Origin of the sequence: Bradyrhizobium sp. BWC-3-1 (genome assembly GCF_032917965.1) — a bacterium.
Taxonomy (GTDB): Bacteria; Pseudomonadota; Alphaproteobacteria; order Rhizobiales; family Xanthobacteraceae; genus Bradyrhizobium; species Bradyrhizobium canariense_D.
In genome coordinates, this window is sequence record NZ_CP136625.1 from 1,541,200 (window position 1) to 1,556,331 (window position 15,132).

15 protein-coding genes are annotated in these 15,132 nt (G+C 61.2%); 11 read left to right on the top strand and 4 right to left on the bottom strand.

What is annotated here, in order from left to right; all coding sequences use genetic code 11:
* Positions 1-264: 264 nt before the first annotated feature.
* Both ybgC and RX329_RS07480 read left to right on the top strand, forming a co-directional pair.
* A complete protein-coding gene (gene ybgC / locus RX329_RS07475; RefSeq protein WP_007596415.1) occupies positions 265-708 on the top strand; it encodes a tol-pal system-associated acyl-CoA thioesterase in 444 nt (147 codons plus the stop codon).
* A gap of 125 nt (positions 709-833) precedes the next feature.
* Positions 834-1,115 carry a hypothetical protein gene (locus tag RX329_RS07480; RefSeq protein WP_085348290.1) on the top strand — a complete coding sequence of 94 codons (282 nt, stop codon included), beginning with the start codon at positions 834-836 and terminating at the stop codon, positions 1,113-1,115.
* Positions 1,116-1,119: 4 nt separating this feature from the next.
* On the opposite strand, the gene RX329_RS07485 is transcribed toward RX329_RS07480, so the two are convergent.
* Complete coding sequence (locus RX329_RS07485; RefSeq protein WP_219683517.1) at positions 1,120-1,323, bottom strand: hypothetical protein; 204 nt, start codon at positions 1,321-1,323, stop codon at positions 1,120-1,122.
* A gap of 456 nt (positions 1,324-1,779) precedes the next feature.
* On the opposite strand from RX329_RS07485, the gene RX329_RS07490 reads away from it, so the two are divergent.
* The 3 genes from RX329_RS07490 to sbmA all read left to right on the top strand — a co-directional run bounded on the left by RX329_RS07490 (position 1,780) and on the right by sbmA (position 4,302).
* Positions 1,780-2,028, top strand: a complete 249-nt coding sequence (locus RX329_RS07490) for a hypothetical protein (protein ID WP_317245592.1) — start codon at positions 1,780-1,782, stop codon at positions 2,026-2,028.
* A 154-nt stretch (positions 2,029-2,182) separates the two neighbouring features.
* Positions 2,183-2,926 carry an outer membrane protein gene (locus RX329_RS07495; protein WP_317245593.1) on the top strand — a complete coding sequence of 248 codons (744 nt, stop codon included), beginning with the start codon at positions 2,183-2,185 and terminating at the stop codon, positions 2,924-2,926.
* A 164-nt stretch (positions 2,927-3,090) separates the two neighbouring features.
* Complete coding sequence (gene sbmA, locus RX329_RS07500) at positions 3,091-4,302, top strand: peptide antibiotic transporter SbmA (RefSeq protein ID WP_317245594.1); 1,212 nt, start codon at positions 3,091-3,093, stop codon at positions 4,300-4,302.
* 2,551 nt (positions 4,303-6,853) lie between these two features.
* Here the strand turns inward: sbmA and RX329_RS07505 are convergent.
* Positions 6,854-7,588: an outer membrane protein gene (locus tag RX329_RS07505; protein WP_317246390.1), complete on the bottom strand. Its 735-nt coding sequence runs from the start codon at positions 7,586-7,588 to the stop codon at positions 6,854-6,856.
* A gap of 1,215 nt (positions 7,589-8,803) precedes the next feature.
* Between RX329_RS07505 and RX329_RS07510 the strand changes: the two genes are divergently transcribed.
* Both RX329_RS07510 and RX329_RS07515 read left to right on the top strand, forming a co-directional pair.
* A complete protein-coding gene (locus RX329_RS07510) occupies positions 8,804-9,208 on the top strand; it encodes a YbgC/FadM family acyl-CoA thioesterase (RefSeq protein WP_317245595.1) in 405 nt (134 codons plus the stop codon).
* 78 nt (positions 9,209-9,286) lie between these two features.
* The gene (locus RX329_RS07515) at positions 9,287-9,754 is read left to right on the top strand and encodes a DUF1348 family protein (RefSeq protein ID WP_085359507.1); all 468 of its coding nucleotides are present in this window, start codon (positions 9,287-9,289) and stop codon (positions 9,752-9,754) included.
* A 120-nt stretch (positions 9,755-9,874) separates the two neighbouring features.
* On the opposite strand, the gene RX329_RS07520 is transcribed toward RX329_RS07515, so the two are convergent.
* A complete protein-coding gene (locus RX329_RS07520; protein WP_085359505.1) occupies positions 9,875-10,594 on the bottom strand; it encodes a type 1 glutamine amidotransferase in 720 nt (239 codons plus the stop codon).
* 23 nt (positions 10,595-10,617) lie between these two features.
* Positions 10,618-11,544, bottom strand: coding sequence for a LysR family transcriptional regulator (locus tag RX329_RS07525; RefSeq protein WP_317245596.1), 927 nt, complete (start codon positions 11,542-11,544; stop codon positions 10,618-10,620).
* A gap of 184 nt (positions 11,545-11,728) precedes the next feature.
* Here RX329_RS07525 and RX329_RS07530 point away from each other — a divergent pair, with 184 nt between their 5' ends.
* From RX329_RS07530 to RX329_RS07545, 4 genes are read left to right on the top strand one after another with little or no spacing between them, the layout of a single operon-like run.
* The gene (locus tag RX329_RS07530) at positions 11,729-12,652 is read left to right on the top strand and encodes an N-carbamoyl-D-amino-acid hydrolase (RefSeq protein WP_018453741.1); all 924 of its coding nucleotides are present in this window, start codon (positions 11,729-11,731) and stop codon (positions 12,650-12,652) included.
* 35 nt (positions 12,653-12,687) lie between these two features.
* Positions 12,688-13,512 (top strand): ABC transporter substrate-binding protein, encoded by an 825-nt coding sequence (locus tag RX329_RS07535; RefSeq protein WP_085359501.1) that lies wholly within the window; start codon positions 12,688-12,690, stop codon positions 13,510-13,512.
* Positions 13,509-14,366 (top strand): amino acid ABC transporter permease, encoded by an 858-nt coding sequence (locus RX329_RS07540; RefSeq protein WP_018453743.1) that lies wholly within the window; start codon positions 13,509-13,511, stop codon positions 14,364-14,366. Before RX329_RS07535 ends, RX329_RS07540 begins: the two co-directional genes overlap by 4 nt.
* Entirely contained in the window at positions 14,363-15,127 is a 765-nt protein-coding gene (locus RX329_RS07545) for an amino acid ABC transporter ATP-binding protein (protein ID WP_085348937.1), read from the top strand. Before RX329_RS07540 ends, RX329_RS07545 begins: the two co-directional genes overlap by 4 nt.
* The last annotated feature ends 5 nt before the right edge of the window (positions 15,128-15,132 follow it).

Consider the following 15,132-nt stretch of genomic DNA (forward strand, 5'->3'; position numbering starts at 1 on the left):
AAGCGGACCTCCCTAGTATCCAACACTGACGTGCCAGCGCCACACCGGCAGGCAAATCGCAGGCCAAAAGGGCAGTTCGTCATCACCCCGAAGATCAGGCCGAGCTACTAAGTTGTTGATCTGTTGAGGGCACGCGCAGCACCCACGCGGCGGTGCGCCGGAGCTCCGACTGCGCGAACAAAGCCAAAGCCCCTCGGCGCTTGCTCTGGAACGCGCCTTTGTGCGAGACAATGGGTCCCAAAAGGGCAGCAAGGGGACCACACCGTGAGAGCCTCTCTTGATGGCGAAATTCGCGACGGCCGCCATCATATGCAGATCCGGGTCTATTTCGAAGATACCGACTCCGGCCAGATTGTTTATCACGCAAATTTCTTGCGCTTCATGGAACGCGGCAGAACGAACTACTTGCGCCTGCTCGGAACGAATCAGCAAGCATTACTCAAAGAAGCCAAGAACGATGCGCCCGGTGTTGCCTTCGTTGTGCGCTCGATGACGATCGATTTTCTAAAACCGGCGGTCTTGGATGACATTCTTGACGTCGTCACAGTCCCGCAAGAGGTGAGGGGCGCGTCGATTGCCTTGCTGCAGGAATGCAGGCGTGGCGACGATCTCCTGGTCACAGCACGTGTACGGGTAGCGTTTATCTCAGCTGGAAAGGCGCAGCGCATCCCGAAGTCGCTGCGGCTCGCTATGGAAGGGCATAGATAAATCTGCCGCCTCATTCACGCGTTTGCCTTGCAGCGCTCCAACGAATTCAAGTCATCATGGCGGCGTAAGTTAAAGCAAATGGGCTGCGGCAAACCCGGGGTGGCTCAATTGCACAGTCCAGCCGAATGAATCAGAAGCCGGCGAAGAACGAAAATAAATCGGACTTCGTCGGCCGCTTTGGTCACAGCGACCACAGCGAAACCCACGTCAAGGATGACGGGCCGATTGGCGACTGGCGCGGCTATCCCGGCGGCGCTGCCGTGGCGAACTTGCGCGATCGCATTTCGCGGCTCTTCTCAAATGGCGGCACCGTCTCCATTGCCCCATGCTCCATCTGGCTGACGGCAGCGAGGCGGATGGTTTCCGAGCTGCGCGCCAACGCTCGGTGCTCTTGCCACTCCGGATAAAAAATCATGGAAGAGGGCGGAACCGAGCGCGATCATTTTCGACGAGATGGTCAAGACGGTCCAGGAGCCGGCCCAATCGAAGGCGGCCGGCGGCCTCGTCCTTGGGTCTGAAAACATCAAAGGCACGTTTGTCGGATTCATTAGAAGGTACAATCTTTATGTTGTTTTCTGGAATGCGGATCAGCACGATCGAGCGATCGTCATTCACCGTCGCTCAAAGAGGATGGATATCGTCGCGGAAATGCCGCTTACGTTCGAGACCGCGCATCGGCTAGCGCTCTTTATGCCGCGTGCCGTGCCGACAACAACATTGCGCCGGATGCGCCGCCAATCGAATGAAGGGCCGCGCGGCCATTTTCGAAGTTGGTCCGGGCCTCCAATAGGCAAAACTGTTTCGTGGGGCGCCCACTTTATGTCAGCGAGTGCCATGATATCAGAACGGCAACCGGTGGCCTGTGGGCTGCCATACCTTACTTCACCGCTTGAACGCGCGAGGATAGTGCCGTGGCTAATGACGTAGAGCTTCTGATCTCGTATTTCGCGCTTTCGGGGCACGTTTACCCGCTGGGGGCCTACTGAGGCCACTCCATTCCCATTCAAAGGCAGGGTCGAAGGGGCAGCGCGCGCGGGGTTCAACGGGTTTGGTCTTCACTACGAAAACACGATGGTCGCGCAAAGCAAGATTGGTTTTGCGGAAATGAGACGCATTCTTCAAGACAATGGCATCAAATATCTGAAGATTGAATTTCTGCTCGATTGGTACAGGACTGACGAGAAGCGAATGGAATCCGACAAATTCCGTCGGCAACTGCTCGATGTCTCCGCCGAACTTGGAATGCGGGATATCAAGGTGGGCCCGGGATTTCAAGAAACGCATGCCGATGTGGCGCTCCGCCCATGGTGGCCTCCGTAAGGGGACACTTGGGAATGATCTGCAACGCAGAACCTAACGCAGCGTCCGGTTCACGCATTTCTTTCGGCACGAATGTTGTGACGCAGCTACAGCAATTCGCGCGCACGTTGTTAAGACGCATGAGGCTCGGGGCACTCAAGACATGAGAGTAGAAATGAAGAACTTCTTGCTTACGACTGTGAGCATTGTGGCGCTTGGCGCAATTGCGTCCGCATCCGGTGCAGACCTGGCTGCGCAGCCCGTCCAACCTCTCTACTCCAAAGCTCCGCCGCCTGTCGCGGCTGCAATTTACGACTGGAGCGGCCTCTACGTCGGTGTGAACGGCGGCTTGGGCTCAAGCTCGAATTGCTGGGACTACAATGGTCGCACCCCTGAGGGCTGTCATGATGCGACCGGCATTACCGTCGGCGGGCAGATCGGCTATCGATGGCAGATCGGCCAGACCGTGCTGGGCGTTGAAGGTCAGGGGAACTGGGCTGATCTGAGCGGATCCAACGTCAGCATTGCGTTCGGCGATGTCGACCAGAGCAAGATTGGTGCGTTCGGTACGATGACTGGGCAGATCGGTTATGCGCTCGACACCGTACTGTTTTACGCCAAGGGCGGCGTCGCAGTGGCGAGCAACACGTATCGAGTCAACTCCGCAGTCACGGGCGCGCAGTTCGCGGGCGCTGATAGCAGCCCTTGGGGTGCTACTGTGGGCGCCGGGATCGAAGTCGGTTTCGCGCCGAACTGGTCGGTAAGCGTCGAGTACGACCACTTGTTCATGCGGGATGCCGACGTGAACTTTGTCGTGGCTGCTGGTTCGCTGGGCGGCGACCGCATCCGCCAGGATTTCGATCTTGTGACTGCGCGGCTCAACTATAAGTTCGGCGGCCCGATTCTGCTCAAATATTGATCTGAAGTCGGACTGGTGAATCGAAGGCCCCGGCTAGACCGGGGCCTTTCAGGCATCGCGCGTGCGACGCGACTGGCGGGTGACCGGAAGTCAGGAACAGTTAGCGAAACCGCGGCGAGTTCATCTTCTGAGCTGAAGTTCTAAGTCGATAAAGGACGGCGAGCATGTTCGTTTCATTCTTCCCTCGACCAAAGTTGTTCTTTGCGTCGTCAATTCTTTGGACGGCGTTGGCGATGGCGTTTTGGTATGTATTTGCCGGCAATCTCTTTCCAGCCCCGGAGAAGCCGGTCGGGCTTGCGACGTTCTGGTCGGCCTCGGCGCTGTGGTTTGATCTCTATTTTGCGCTGACCGTTACGGCGTTCGCGGCGGCATGGATGTTATTTGCCCCGCATCCCTGGGCGACGTGGTCCATTCTTGGTTCGGCGCTGATCCTGTTCACCTCTTACTTTCAGGTCCAGGTCTCGGTCGCGATCAACAGCTGGTATGGACCGTTCTATAACATGATCCAGGCTGCGCTTTCGAAGTCGGCGCCGGTCACGGTCGAGCAGTTCTACAGCGAGTTGTCGACCTTTGCCGGCATAGCGCTCGTGGCCGTCGTGGTCGGCGTGATGACGCGATTCTTCGTCAGCCACTACATCTTCCGCTGGCGCACGGCGATGAACGATTTTTATGTCGCCAACTGGCCGCGGCTGCGCACGATCGAAGGCGCCTCCCAGCGGATTCAGGAAGACACCATGCGCTTTGCCAGCACCATGGAAGGTCTAGGCGTCAATCTCATCAGCGCGGTGCTGACATTGGTGGCCTTCCTGCCGGTTCTGGTGAGGCTGTCCAGCAACGTCACGGAGTTGCCTCTGTTCGGCTCGATTCCCTATCCGCTGGTGTTCGCCGCGGTGATCTGGTCAATCCTGGGCACCGGCGTTCTCGCGCTTATCGGCATCCGCCTGCCCGGAATTGAATTTTTCAACCAGCGGGTCGAAGCGGCCTATCGCAAGGAGCTCGTGCTCGGCGAGGATGATACGGCGCGTGCCAATGCGCCGACATTGAGCGTACTGTTTAGAGACATTCGCAGGAATTACTTCCGGCTCTATCTGAACTTCATGTACTTCAATATCGGCCGGATCGTCTATCTGCAGACTGACGTCATCTTTCCTTATCTGCTGCTTGCGCCCACAATCATCGCGGGCAAGATCACCCTCGGCGCGATGAACCAGATCCTCAACGCGTTCAAGCAAGTGCGAACCTCGTTTCAGTATCTCGTCAACTCCTGGAGCACGATCGTCGAACTGATCTCGATTTATCAGCGCCTGCGGAGCTTTGAGGCAAAGATCCACGGTGGGCTACTGCCGTCAATCGAGATAAGGAAGCAAGCCACATGATTCCTATAGCTGTAGGGAGTTGACGGACACCTGACCTTCCGTTACGCGTCAATCGGTCGCAACGCTGCTGAATTGCTTAAGTTGTGAGAAGGGGCGCTCGAGAGAATGGCGCTCGGCGTGGAGAAACTTAGCAACTGCATATCGGAACCCCCGTGACGTGTTGTTGTGGATGAGGGCTAGCGTGCTGTTGCAACGCGCGGACTGAGGCAAGGGGGCGGCGGATGGCTGTAGGGGCCATTACAGCCGCCGCGGGTAAGCTACAAAGCAGCCGCGTCGCGTTCGACCTCCGGTCGACCCAGCGGGTTCATGACACCGAAGACTTGCTCCGAGAAAACAGCCATGAATCTGATTTTCTCCTGGAAATGGGTTCTCAGAGTCCACACCGCCTAGTTCTACAAATAAGTACCACCGTGTCGTAAGTTCGACAGTGTGAGTCAGACACGCCTCAACGGTGTTGTCCCGCGAGCAATCATAATTGTGTCACACATGGCACCGGACAGTGACTGACTAGCCAGAACGACCATGCGGGATGCTTCAAACTTGATCCGCTCCATGGAATACGGTGCTAAACAGGGGGGTAGGCATTATGTGGGGCGGCGAGCCCTGGTGACCGCCGGATGTGTTGGTGTCCATTCTGGTTCTGGCGGAACGGTAATCGAGCCCAGTGGCACCCAAGCACGTTCTAGCGTCACTGGATCGCGCAGCTGGGCGAAAGTTTCGGTGCGAATATCGAGCCACTCGAACCAGCGATCCTGGACGGCGACAAGCTGGGCTGGCCGGAGCACGCCGAAATTATCTCGAAGAGAAATTCTTATCACCGTAAGCTCAACTGTGAACCGTGCCAGAAGAGTTCAAGATGATGTTGCGTCGTGTTTCAACTACCAGAACCGGGATTTGACAACTCTGAGCCTGCGGACCAATCCGTTTCCGCCGAGCCGGAGCTCTGGCCGTGAACATGACCGCCAGATTGAGCAGCGTGGATTCACAAGCGTGGCTCGCCGACTATAGCAACCGCGCCGCACATCCGGCTCAAAAGGCGCGACGAGCTCCTAAGCTGGAATTGGCGCGATCGGAACAAGCAATCCACTAAGGCTGCCCAATTCACGGCTCGGCGATCCTCACCAAATGCTTTACGAACTTTTGTTGATAGCGTCAGCAAGCGTCGACTTGAAAACCAAAGGACCTATCCGCAGGATGCTTTCTTAAGCCGTCATGCATCCAGAATGAGCGGAGCACGAACTGTCACATTACCGAAACCTAGCTCTTGTACTAAGGCTCGGCCGTCTCCCTTATTCCTCCCGCTCCCTGGAGCGAAGAAGGTTTATTCCGCACGGCTTTCCGGGGGCCACCGGCCAGGCGGGCCGGAGCCGAGGTCGGCCAGATCTCCGTTGTTTTTGGATTAGCGCCATGACACCGAAAACCAAACTATGCGCTTTGTTGCGAGGTGTTCTGGACGATGCGATCGGGATGGTGCCCGAAGCAAACCGGACGTCTTCGTTGAAGGCGTGCCTCGCCGAAAAGGTATTAGCTCTGGCCGCAAAAGGTCACTTGGATCCAACTGTCTTGACGCGTCTCGCGCTACGGAGTCTGCAGGAATCCTGTTGTGGTTGCTACGGGTGCGAACTGCAGAACCCCTTCGAGGTGTGAAGGACCGAGAATGAACTCCAAACCTATTCCCCGCGCTCTGGCGTGGCTGACCGCCTGGGTTTCGGCGGGTTGCAAGGCGACGCGAGATTAGAGGTCTGCCCGGCCATGGAGCTTGCGCCCGGCAGCGATGCCATCTGAGCGCGAGGGTTATGGCGTCCTGGCCGGAGAAACTCGGGTCAGTCCTGCTGTGGATGCCGCCTTGCTTCATCATGAGGTCGCCCGTGTCCGCGGCTGTCACTGACGTCATTGCGCCCCGCCCGCGGCATAGATGATTTCTCCTCGGTCCGCATCGGCGCTTGGCGCGCGATGTCGGCGATGTCGGAGGGCAGGGTGCTCGCCTGCTCGGTTGCCGCTCGTAGCCGAAGCAGGCGAGGCCGAGTGATCCGAAAGATCGGACGGGCCGGTGAGATGCTGGAAAGCCGAGCTGCCTATCGTCCGGGTTCGCGACAGACGCGGATGAGCCGATCTATTATGTCCTCAACGCTTGCAGGCGGATCTTGCCGTGGCCGCCTCAGCGGAGGCAGCTGTGTTCGACGATCTCGTCTGCCTCGATTGCGACGGCGATGCGCCGCTTACCCTGGCAAGGCGGCAGCCGCAAGCTAAGCAGTATCATTCCCGCGGGATCGACGCAGGTTCCGAGCTCGTCGCCCTTGCGACTACCCTGTCCACGATTACGGCCGACTTTCGGTGTCGAATGTGCTCCAGCGCTGAGCCGGCGGTTCCCCGCCAAGTGCTGCCGAGCTTGCCGTCCGGAGAAGGAGGGATCGCAGGCCAGCGAAAGGCGAAGGGCCGGGATCGCGCGCTTGAATCTCACGTCGGATTGCCTGAATGGCCGGGCTCTGAGCGGGCCATGCTTTCCTTCAAATGGCCCCGGCTAGGCCGGGGCCATCGACACAAGTACGGATCAATATTTCAGGAGAATCGGACCGCCAAACTTATAGTTGACCCGTACCGTGATAAGGTCGAGACCCTCGCGGATGCGATCGGCTCCACCAATGTTCCCGCTGAATTTCGCCGTGCGGGGCTGGAAGAACAGGTGGTCGTACTCGAAGCCCACCGTCCAGTTCGGTGCGAGGCCGTGCTCGAATCCGACCCCCAACACACCGCCCCAAAGAACGTCACTTTTCCTACTGGCTCCTGCCACGGTCGAGCTGATCTGATGGATGTTGCTCGTGACTGCGGCGCCGCCTTTGCCGTAAAGTACGTTGTTCCCGAAGGCATAACCAATCTGCCCCGTCATGAGACCGAACGCGTCAATCTTAGTCTGGTTGGTAGTATCGGAAAACGCGATGCTTTGATTGGACCCGGTCAAATCAGCCCAGTTGCCCTGGCCCTCAACACCCAGCACGATCTGGCCCATCTGCCATCGATAGCCGATCTGGAGGCCCACGCTACCGCCTGTCGGATGATGACAGCCCTCGGGCGTGCTGCCAAGGTACTCCCAACAACTCTCGCCTGAGCTCAGACCACCGTTCACGCCGAAATAGTAAGCACTCCAATCGTAGATTGCAGCCGCGACAGGTCCTGGAGCGGTGGTGTAGAGAGGCCTGATGGGTTGCGCAGGCAGATCAGCACTGAATGCGGGGGCCACCGCAGCAAGCGCCACCGTACTGACTGTCATAAGCAACAAGTTCTTCATTTCTATTCCCATGTCTTGAGTGCCCCCGAGCCGGCTGCGTCTTAACAACGTGCACGCAAATTGCTGTAACTGCATCGCAACATTGGCGCTGGAAGAAATGCGTGAATCAAACGCCGCGTCAGGTTGCGGCGTCGCACATATCTCCAACTCCTTGACATGCCCCTTCGCTTGCGAGCGTAGATCAGCGCGGTGTCCTGCCTCTTGCGCACCCGACAGCTTGACGGCATCGCTCCACGTCGCGACGTAGTAGCGTGGTAGGTCGACGGGGCGCCCGGTAAGTGCGTGTTCCAGCCGTTCGTGATCACGGAGTCCAAGCCATCGTGATCGCCCATTCCAGAGCATCGTGATCACCGTTTCCAGCCGATCGTGATCGCTATTTCAGCGATTGCGATCGGGGGGAACCAGGAGGCGCGCACCGCTGACAGTCTGCAACCCAGCTACCTTGGTCTTTTGCCTAACTCCGACTGCTTCAGCTATGCGAACGCTCCAAGCAATGGGCCGGCCCCCTCAAGCCCATCCTGTCCCCAGGTCCATGTCGCCGGCGAGAAGCTGTTCGTCGACTATTCCGGCCAGGCCATGGAGCTGGGTTGACGGAGTACGATACACGCCAGTCCTGCTCCGGCTCCGCGGACGAAACCGTCAAAGCAGGAGCGATCGGTTGGGCTTTCGGTCAGGGGCGGCGCCGACGGAGCAACGAACCCGGAAACTCTCACGCAAATAACCGCACACGTTCTTAATGTGGGTCAGTGGTGTGAGGTCCGCGATAGGATCTCCCGAAATCAGGCTCATAAGTGCCGCGGTTTCGCCCATGGCACAAGTACGGGTCTAATTAGGTTGTGGGCGCGTCCGCTCCGCGGACGGGGCTCTATGAGCCAGCTTGCCGAGCCATGCTGTCTCGGCCCTTCGGATCACGATGCCTCGCGCAAGCCATAAAGTGCTCCTCGCCGGGGGCACTCGGAAAACGGGCTCGCCTGTGGCGAGCGTTATCACGGCCCCGTTCCCGCGTACCGCTCAAACACCGGTGTTGTCGCTGCACTCGTCCCGCATGCCCCTTCGGGCCGCTATGCTCGCGGCCGGGCTGACATTTCTCTCGAGGCGAGCTAGGTGAACACTGAAGCTGATCCCGAAGGCGCTGCGGCTCGCCATGAAAGGGACGTAGAAAAATCTGCGCTTGTTCACGCTATCGCCCTCCAGCGCCCCAACGAAATCAAGAACTTGGTATTCTGTTGCGATATCGTCAAACCAGAGTTTTCCGGCATCGTCTATCACGCCAACTATCTGCGCTTCATGGAGCGCGGGCGGACCAATCATCTGCGGCTGATGGGCGCCGAGCAGCAGGCATTGTTCGAGCAGGCCGAGGCGGAAGACGCAAGCTTCGCCTTCGTGGTGCGCTCGATGCATCTCGATTTCCTCAAGCCTGCCCGGATGGATGACGTGCTCGATGTCGTGACCTGGCCGGTCGCCGTGAAGGGCGCCTCCATCATGCTGGCGCAGGAGGTGCGGCGCGGCGAAGTCGTGCTGGTCAAAGCCGAGGTGCGGGTCGCCTTCATCAGCGGCGGACGTGCCCAGCCGATCCCGAAATCGATCCGCGCCTTGATGAAGGCTGATCCGATTTCGTGATCGGGCGATAGCGGACGGCCCTCTCGACTCCCCCGCGCGCGGCGATAGATTGCACTCCCGCCAACCGATGAGGCCCTCATGTCGCGCCCGCCGCTCCCGCCCTTTACCCGTGAGACCGCAGCGCAAAAGGCCCGCATGGCCGAGGATGCCTGGAATTCGCGCGACCCGGTGCGCGTCTCGCTCGCCTATACCGAGGACAGCCGCTGGCGCAATCGCTCCGAGGTTTTTCAGGGGCGCGAGGCCATCGTCACGTTCCTCACCCGCAAATGGGAGAAGGAGCACGACTACCGCCTGATCAAGGACCTCTGGGCGTTCGACGAAAACCGCATCGCGGTTCGCTTCCAATACGAATGGCACGATGCGAGCGGCCAGTGGTATCGCTCCTACGGCAACGAGCAGTGGGAGTTCGACGAGCACGGCCTGATGCGGCGCCGCGAAGCCTCGATCAACGACATCGCGATTGCGGAGAAGGACCGGCGGTTTCACTGGCCGGCACCGGGGCCGAGGCCTGCGGATGTGGCGGGGCTGGGGACGGATCCGTTCTGAGGCTTGCAAACAACTCTCTCCCCTCATGGTGAGGAGCCGCGAAGCGGCGTCTCGAACCATGCAGGCCCGGTTGCTGCATTTGGGCCTCTATCCTTCGAGACGCGCGCGGGAGCGCGCTCGTCAGGATGAGGAGGTGGACCTGCGCGCTAGAAATCTCGTAATCGCGCCACCAAGCTTGGCGTGATCCATCGGCTGCGCCAGTGATTCCCTCGCGGTGGCAACGACATCCTCCGGCGCCTTGCCGATGCGCAGCTCGCAGCACACTTGCGCAAACTCCACGTCGAACTCCGGATGCGGCTGCAGGGTGAGCGTCGCGCCGTTGGCGTAGAGCAGGCCGGCATGCGGGGTGAAATCGGAGGAGAGGATCGTCAGCGCATCGTTGGGCGGCTCCATCACCTGGTCCTGATGCGAGCAGGCGATGGCGACCGCTTCGTCGTCGATGACGCCGTTGTCCGGCAGCACCTGATAGACGTGCCGGCCGATGCCCCAGCCCTTCTCCGACTTGCGCACAGTGCCGCCGAGCGCCTGCGCGATCAGCTGATGGCCGAAGCAGACGCCGACCATTGGTGTCCTGTTGGCGTAGGCGGTGCGCACGAAATCTTCCAGCGGCGCGATCCAGTCGAGCCCGTCATAGACGCCGGCGGCGGCGCCGGTGATCAGCACCGCCTCCAAATTGCGCGGGTCGGGAAGCGCATCGCCGTTCGGGATGCTGACGATGTCGACCGTAGCTGTCGGGTCCTCGGCGCGGACCATGCGCTCGAACATGTCGGGGAACGAACCGTGGCGCTCGCGATATTTTTGTGGGACCTGTCCGGTCTCGATGATGGTGATGCGTGCCATGTGCCCTCCGGTAAAGGTCAAGCTCAGTCGCTTCCTGCCCCATGTTGTTGGTGTGGCGCTGTGCGCTCCAGCAGCGCACTCTCTTTCCGGACCTCGTTGAGAAACGCCTTGGCCAGGCGCGACAGCGGCTCGGCTTCCGACCATAGCATATAGGCCACGGCGTGCGTCGTCGGCGCGAACGGCCGTACGGCGAGGCCGGTCCAGCCGTTCTGCCGTGGCGAGAAGGGATCGACCACCGCGGCGCCGACGCCAGCGGCGGCGAGCACGCAGGCCGTGTTGCAGTAGCGCACCTCGACGGTCGGCTGGAACGGCGCGCCGGCGCGTGCGAAACTGTCGCGCACGGCCTCGCCAAGCCGCGTGCCGCGCTCGAGCCCGATGAAGGGCAGGCCGGACAGGTCGGCTGCCGAGATCACCGGCCGGTCGGCGAGCGGGTGCTGCGGCGGCAGCACGCAGACCATCTCGCCGGTGTGCACCACCTCATGGGCGATGCCCGGATGATGTGTCAGCCCGAGCGCGAAGCCGAGCTCGGCGACGCGGTTGAGCACGCCTTCGATGATGCCCTCATAGCGCCGCACGTCGAAGAACACCCGCGTCTCCGGGCGGCGGCGCAGGAAGCCTGACAGCGCCGCGGGGATGATGCTGTAGGCGAGCGGCGGCGTCGCGACCAGCGCGAGATGCCCGGAGCGGTTCTCGCGCAGATCGCGCACGCGGTTCTCGAGCTTTGCGTGCAGCGCGAAGATCGCCTCGCTCTCCTTGTAGAGCGCCATCGCTTCCGTGGTCGGAAACAGCCGGTTGTTGACGCGCTCGAACAGCGCAAAACCCGCCTGCGCCTCTATCGTCTTCAGCGCATTGCTGACTGCAGGCTGCGACAGCGCTAGTTCGTCGGCGGCCGCAACCGTGGTGCGGTGGCGGATGACGGCGCGGAGAATCTCGAGCTGGCGCAGGTTCATATCACTGCCGATTATACTCTGGGCCAAAACATCATAGCAGAACAAATTGATTTTGCAGCCCCGCTTCCGCGTAATGGCCGCGGATTTGCACGTCGCATCAAAGGGTTCATCCGCCCATTGAGGCGCCACTGCGCACAGATTGGAGGCAATCTTGGTTCGTGTCCTTCGCGCTGCCGCCGCACAGATGGGGCCGACGCAAAAAGCCGATCCGCGCGAGCATACGCTGTCGCGGATGCTTGCGCTGCTGGAAGAGGCGGCCGGCCGCGGCGCCAGCCTCGTGGTGTTTCCCGAGCTTGCCTTCACCACATTCTTTCCGCGCTGGTTGCTCGAAGGCGACGCGCTCGACCATTATTTCGAACGCGGAATGCCGAACCCGAACGTCGCCGCCTTGTTTGACCGTGCGCGTGCGCTGCGCGTCGGCTTCTATGTTGGCTATGCCGAGCTGACGCCGGATGGACGCCGCTACAATTGCGCCATCCTGGTTGACCGCGACGGCGAGCTGCTCGGCCGCTATCGCAAGGTGCACCTGCCGGGCTCGGTCGAGCCGCGACAAGGTGCGCGCTACCAGCAGCTTGAGAAACGCTATTTCGACTATGGCGACCTCGGCTTTCCGGCCTTCCGCGCCGGCTCGGCCTGGGCCCACGCCATTATGGGCATGATGATCTGCAACGATCGCCGCTGGCCGGAATCCTGGCGCGTGCTTGGCCTGCAGGGCGTCGAGCTTGTCTGCATCGGCTACAATTCGGCGGCCTATGATCCCAATGGCGGTAGCACGGAAGATGCCTCCTTGCGCACCTTCCACTCCACGCTGGTGACGCAGGCCAACGCCTATATGAACGCGACCTGGGCGATCTCGGTGGCGAAGGCGGGCGAGGAGGACGGCTCCGGGCTGATCGGCGGCTCCTGCATCGTCGATCCCAATGGCCGCATCGTCGCGCAGGCCGCAACGCTGACCGACGAGGTGATCGTCGCCGATATCGATCTGGACCTCTGCCGCCAGGGCAAGGACAAGATGTTCAACTTCGCCGCGCACCGGCGGCCGGAGCAATACAGGGTGATCACCGAACGCGCCGGCGTCATCGAACCCGCGGTTCTCGACGCGGACTGACAGGACGTTCCAACAACGTTGGCAAAGGAGCCGATATGACGCGCCTCTCGTATTTCCTCGGCATCGCAGCGCTGACGGCCGCCACGTCCGCGCAGGCGGCGGAGCTTCCGGCCGAGATCAAGCAAGCGGGCGCGTTGAAGCTCACGGTCAACTCGACATACGCGCCGATGGAACATCGCGATCCCGCAACGAATGAGCTCGTCGGGCTCGACGTCGATCTGGCGAACGAGCTCGCCAAGCGCCTCGGCGTGAAGATCGTCTGGAGCGAGACGCCGTTCGCCGAATTGATCCCGTCGCTCCAGACCAGGCGCGCCGACTTCATCATCTCCGGCATCTCCGATCGCGCCTCGCGGCGCGAGACCGCAGATTTCGTCGATTATCTCGGGACCGGCCCGCAGTTCTTCGTGATGGCGGAGAACGAAGCCAAGGCTGCGACCGATCTCTGCGGCAAGAAGGTCGGGACCACCCGCAGCACCAGCTTCCCGGTCGAGATCGAGAAGTGGAGCAAGCAGAATTGCGAGGCGGCCGGCAAGCCGGCGATCCAGTACGTGCCGGGCGAGAACTCGATCGACGTCCGCAACCAGCTCAAGCAGGGCCGCATCGACGCCGCCGTACAGGGCAGCGAGACGCTGCCTTATGCGCAGACGCAGGAACCCGGCAAATACCGCGTGATCGGCGAGCCCTTTGCCAAAGGCTATCAGGGCATCATGTTCCGCAAGGACGATGCGGCGCTTCGTGAAGTGGTGACCGAGAAGCTCATCGCGATGATCGCCGACGGTTCCTACAAGGCTGTCCTCGACAAATGGAGCCTTGGCGGCAACGCGGTCGCCCAGCCCATGCTGAACGCGGCGCCGCAATGAAGCCGGCACCGGCACTCGCGGAGGGTTTTCCCGATCTGTCGGGAATGCGGGTCGCGCGCGAGCCGCACTGGTTTCGCTGGCTCAGCGCGGCGCTGATCGTCCTCGTGCTTGCATTGATCGGGCGCGCTTTTGCGGGCGGCCAGATCGAATGGTCTTATGTCGGCCGCTTCCTGACCGCAAAGGTGATCATAGAGGGCATCGTCAACACCATGGTGATGGCGGTGCTGGCGATGGCGCTCGGTATCTTCCTTGGCGTCGTCGTCGCGATCATGCGGCTGTCGCCCAACCCGGTACTGAAGACCGTTGCCGCCGGCTACACTTGGTTGTTCCGCGGTACGCCGCTGATCCTGCAACTGCTGCTGTGGTTCAATCTCGCGCTGGTGTTTCCGACCATCGGCATTCCCGGCCTGTGGAGTGCGCGCGCCGTCGACGTCATGACGCCGTTCCTTGCCGCGCTGCTCGGGCTCGGCATCAACCAGGGTGCCTATACCTCGGAAGTGATGCGCGCCGGCATGCTGTCAGTCGATATCGGGCAATATGAGGCCGCGCAGGCGATTGGCATGGGACGCCTGCGTGCGCTGCGCCGGATCGTGCTGCCGCAGGCGATGCGGGTGGTGATCCCGCCGCTTGGCAACGAGTTCATCGGCATGGTGAAGGCGACCTCGCTCGCCAGCGTCATCCAGTATCCGGAACTGCTGCACAACGCCGAAAACATCTACTACGCCAATTCGCGCGTGATCGAGCTCCTGATCGTGGCCGGGCTCTGGTACCTGCTCGTCGTCTCAATCCTGACGCCGCTCCAGATGCTGCTCGAACGCCGTTTTGCGCGCGGCACATTGCGGCTCGCGCGATGACAAGACCCCTCGTCGCGATTCGCTCCGTCGCCAAGAATTTCGGCGAGTTCCAGGCTCTCAAGAGCGTCACGCTCGACGTCTGGCCCGGCGAGGTGATGTGTCTGATCGGCGCCTCCGGCTCGGGCAAGACCACACTGCTCCGCTGCATCAACCAGCTCGCGGCGATCGACAGCGGCGGCATCTGGCTCGACGGCGAGCTCCTGGGCGTGCGCGAGCAGGGCGGACGACTGCATCGGCTCAGCGAGCGCGAAATCGGGCGGCAACGGCTGAAAACCGGCATGGTGTTCCAGCGCTTCAACCTGTTTCCGCACAAGACCGCGCTCGAAAACATCACCGAGGGTCCGCTCCAGGTTCAAGGCCGAAAATCCGACGAGGTGCGCGCTGAGGCGATCGAGCTGCTGCGGCGCGTCGGATTGTCGGCCAAAGCGGACGCGTATCCCGCCCAGCTCTCCGGCGGCCAGCAGCAGCGGGTCGCGATTGCCCGCGCGCTTGCCATGAAGCCGATGCTGATGCTGTTCGACGAGCCGACCAGCGCGCTCGATCCCGAGCTCGTCGGCGAGGTCTTGGCGGTCATGAAGGAGCTGGCGCGGAGCGGCATGAGCATGATGGTCGTGACGCACGAACTCGGCTTCGCGCGCGAGGTCGCCGACCGCGTCGTCTACATGGACCAGGGCGCGATCATCGAGCACGGGCGCGCATCCGATGTCTTGGGCGCGCCGCGCGAGGAGCGTACCAAGGCATTTCTTTCGGCAGTGATCTGAATGGG

What these genes read in the sequence shown, in the direction of transcription:
- RX329_RS07480 (WP_085348290.1), top strand. Translation starts at nt 834, where the DNA reads ATGAATCAGAAGCCGGCGAAGAACGAAAATAAATCGGACTTCGTCGGC.
- RX329_RS07490 (WP_317245592.1), top strand. Translation starts at nt 1,780, where the DNA reads ATGGTCGCGCAAAGCAAGATTGGTTTTGCGGAAATGAGACGCATTCTT.
- RX329_RS07495 (WP_317245593.1), top strand. Translation starts at nt 2,183, where the DNA reads ATGAAGAACTTCTTGCTTACGACTGTGAGCATTGTGGCGCTTGGCGCA.
- sbmA (WP_317245594.1), top strand. Translation starts at nt 3,091, where the DNA reads ATGTTCGTTTCATTCTTCCCTCGACCAAAGTTGTTCTTTGCGTCGTCA.
- RX329_RS07505 (WP_317246390.1), bottom strand. Translation starts at nt 7,588, where the DNA reads ATGAAGAACTTGTTGCTTATGACAGTCAGTACGGTGGCGCTTGCTGCG.
- RX329_RS07515 (WP_085359507.1), top strand. Translation starts at nt 9,287, where the DNA reads ATGTCGCGCCCGCCGCTCCCGCCCTTTACCCGTGAGACCGCAGCGCAA.
- RX329_RS07520 (WP_085359505.1), bottom strand. Translation starts at nt 10,594, where the DNA reads ATGGCACGCATCACCATCATCGAGACCGGACAGGTCCCACAAAAATAT.
- RX329_RS07525 (WP_317245596.1), bottom strand. Translation starts at nt 11,544, where the DNA reads ATGAACCTGCGCCAGCTCGAGATTCTCCGCGCCGTCATCCGCCACCGC.
- RX329_RS07530 (WP_018453741.1), top strand. Translation starts at nt 11,729, where the DNA reads ATGGGGCCGACGCAAAAAGCCGATCCGCGCGAGCATACGCTGTCGCGG.
- RX329_RS07535 (WP_085359501.1), top strand. Translation starts at nt 12,688, where the DNA reads ATGACGCGCCTCTCGTATTTCCTCGGCATCGCAGCGCTGACGGCCGCC.
- RX329_RS07540 (WP_018453743.1), top strand. Translation starts at nt 13,509, where the DNA reads ATGAAGCCGGCACCGGCACTCGCGGAGGGTTTTCCCGATCTGTCGGGA.
- RX329_RS07545 (WP_085348937.1), top strand. Translation starts at nt 14,363, where the DNA reads ATGACAAGACCCCTCGTCGCGATTCGCTCCGTCGCCAAGAATTTCGGC.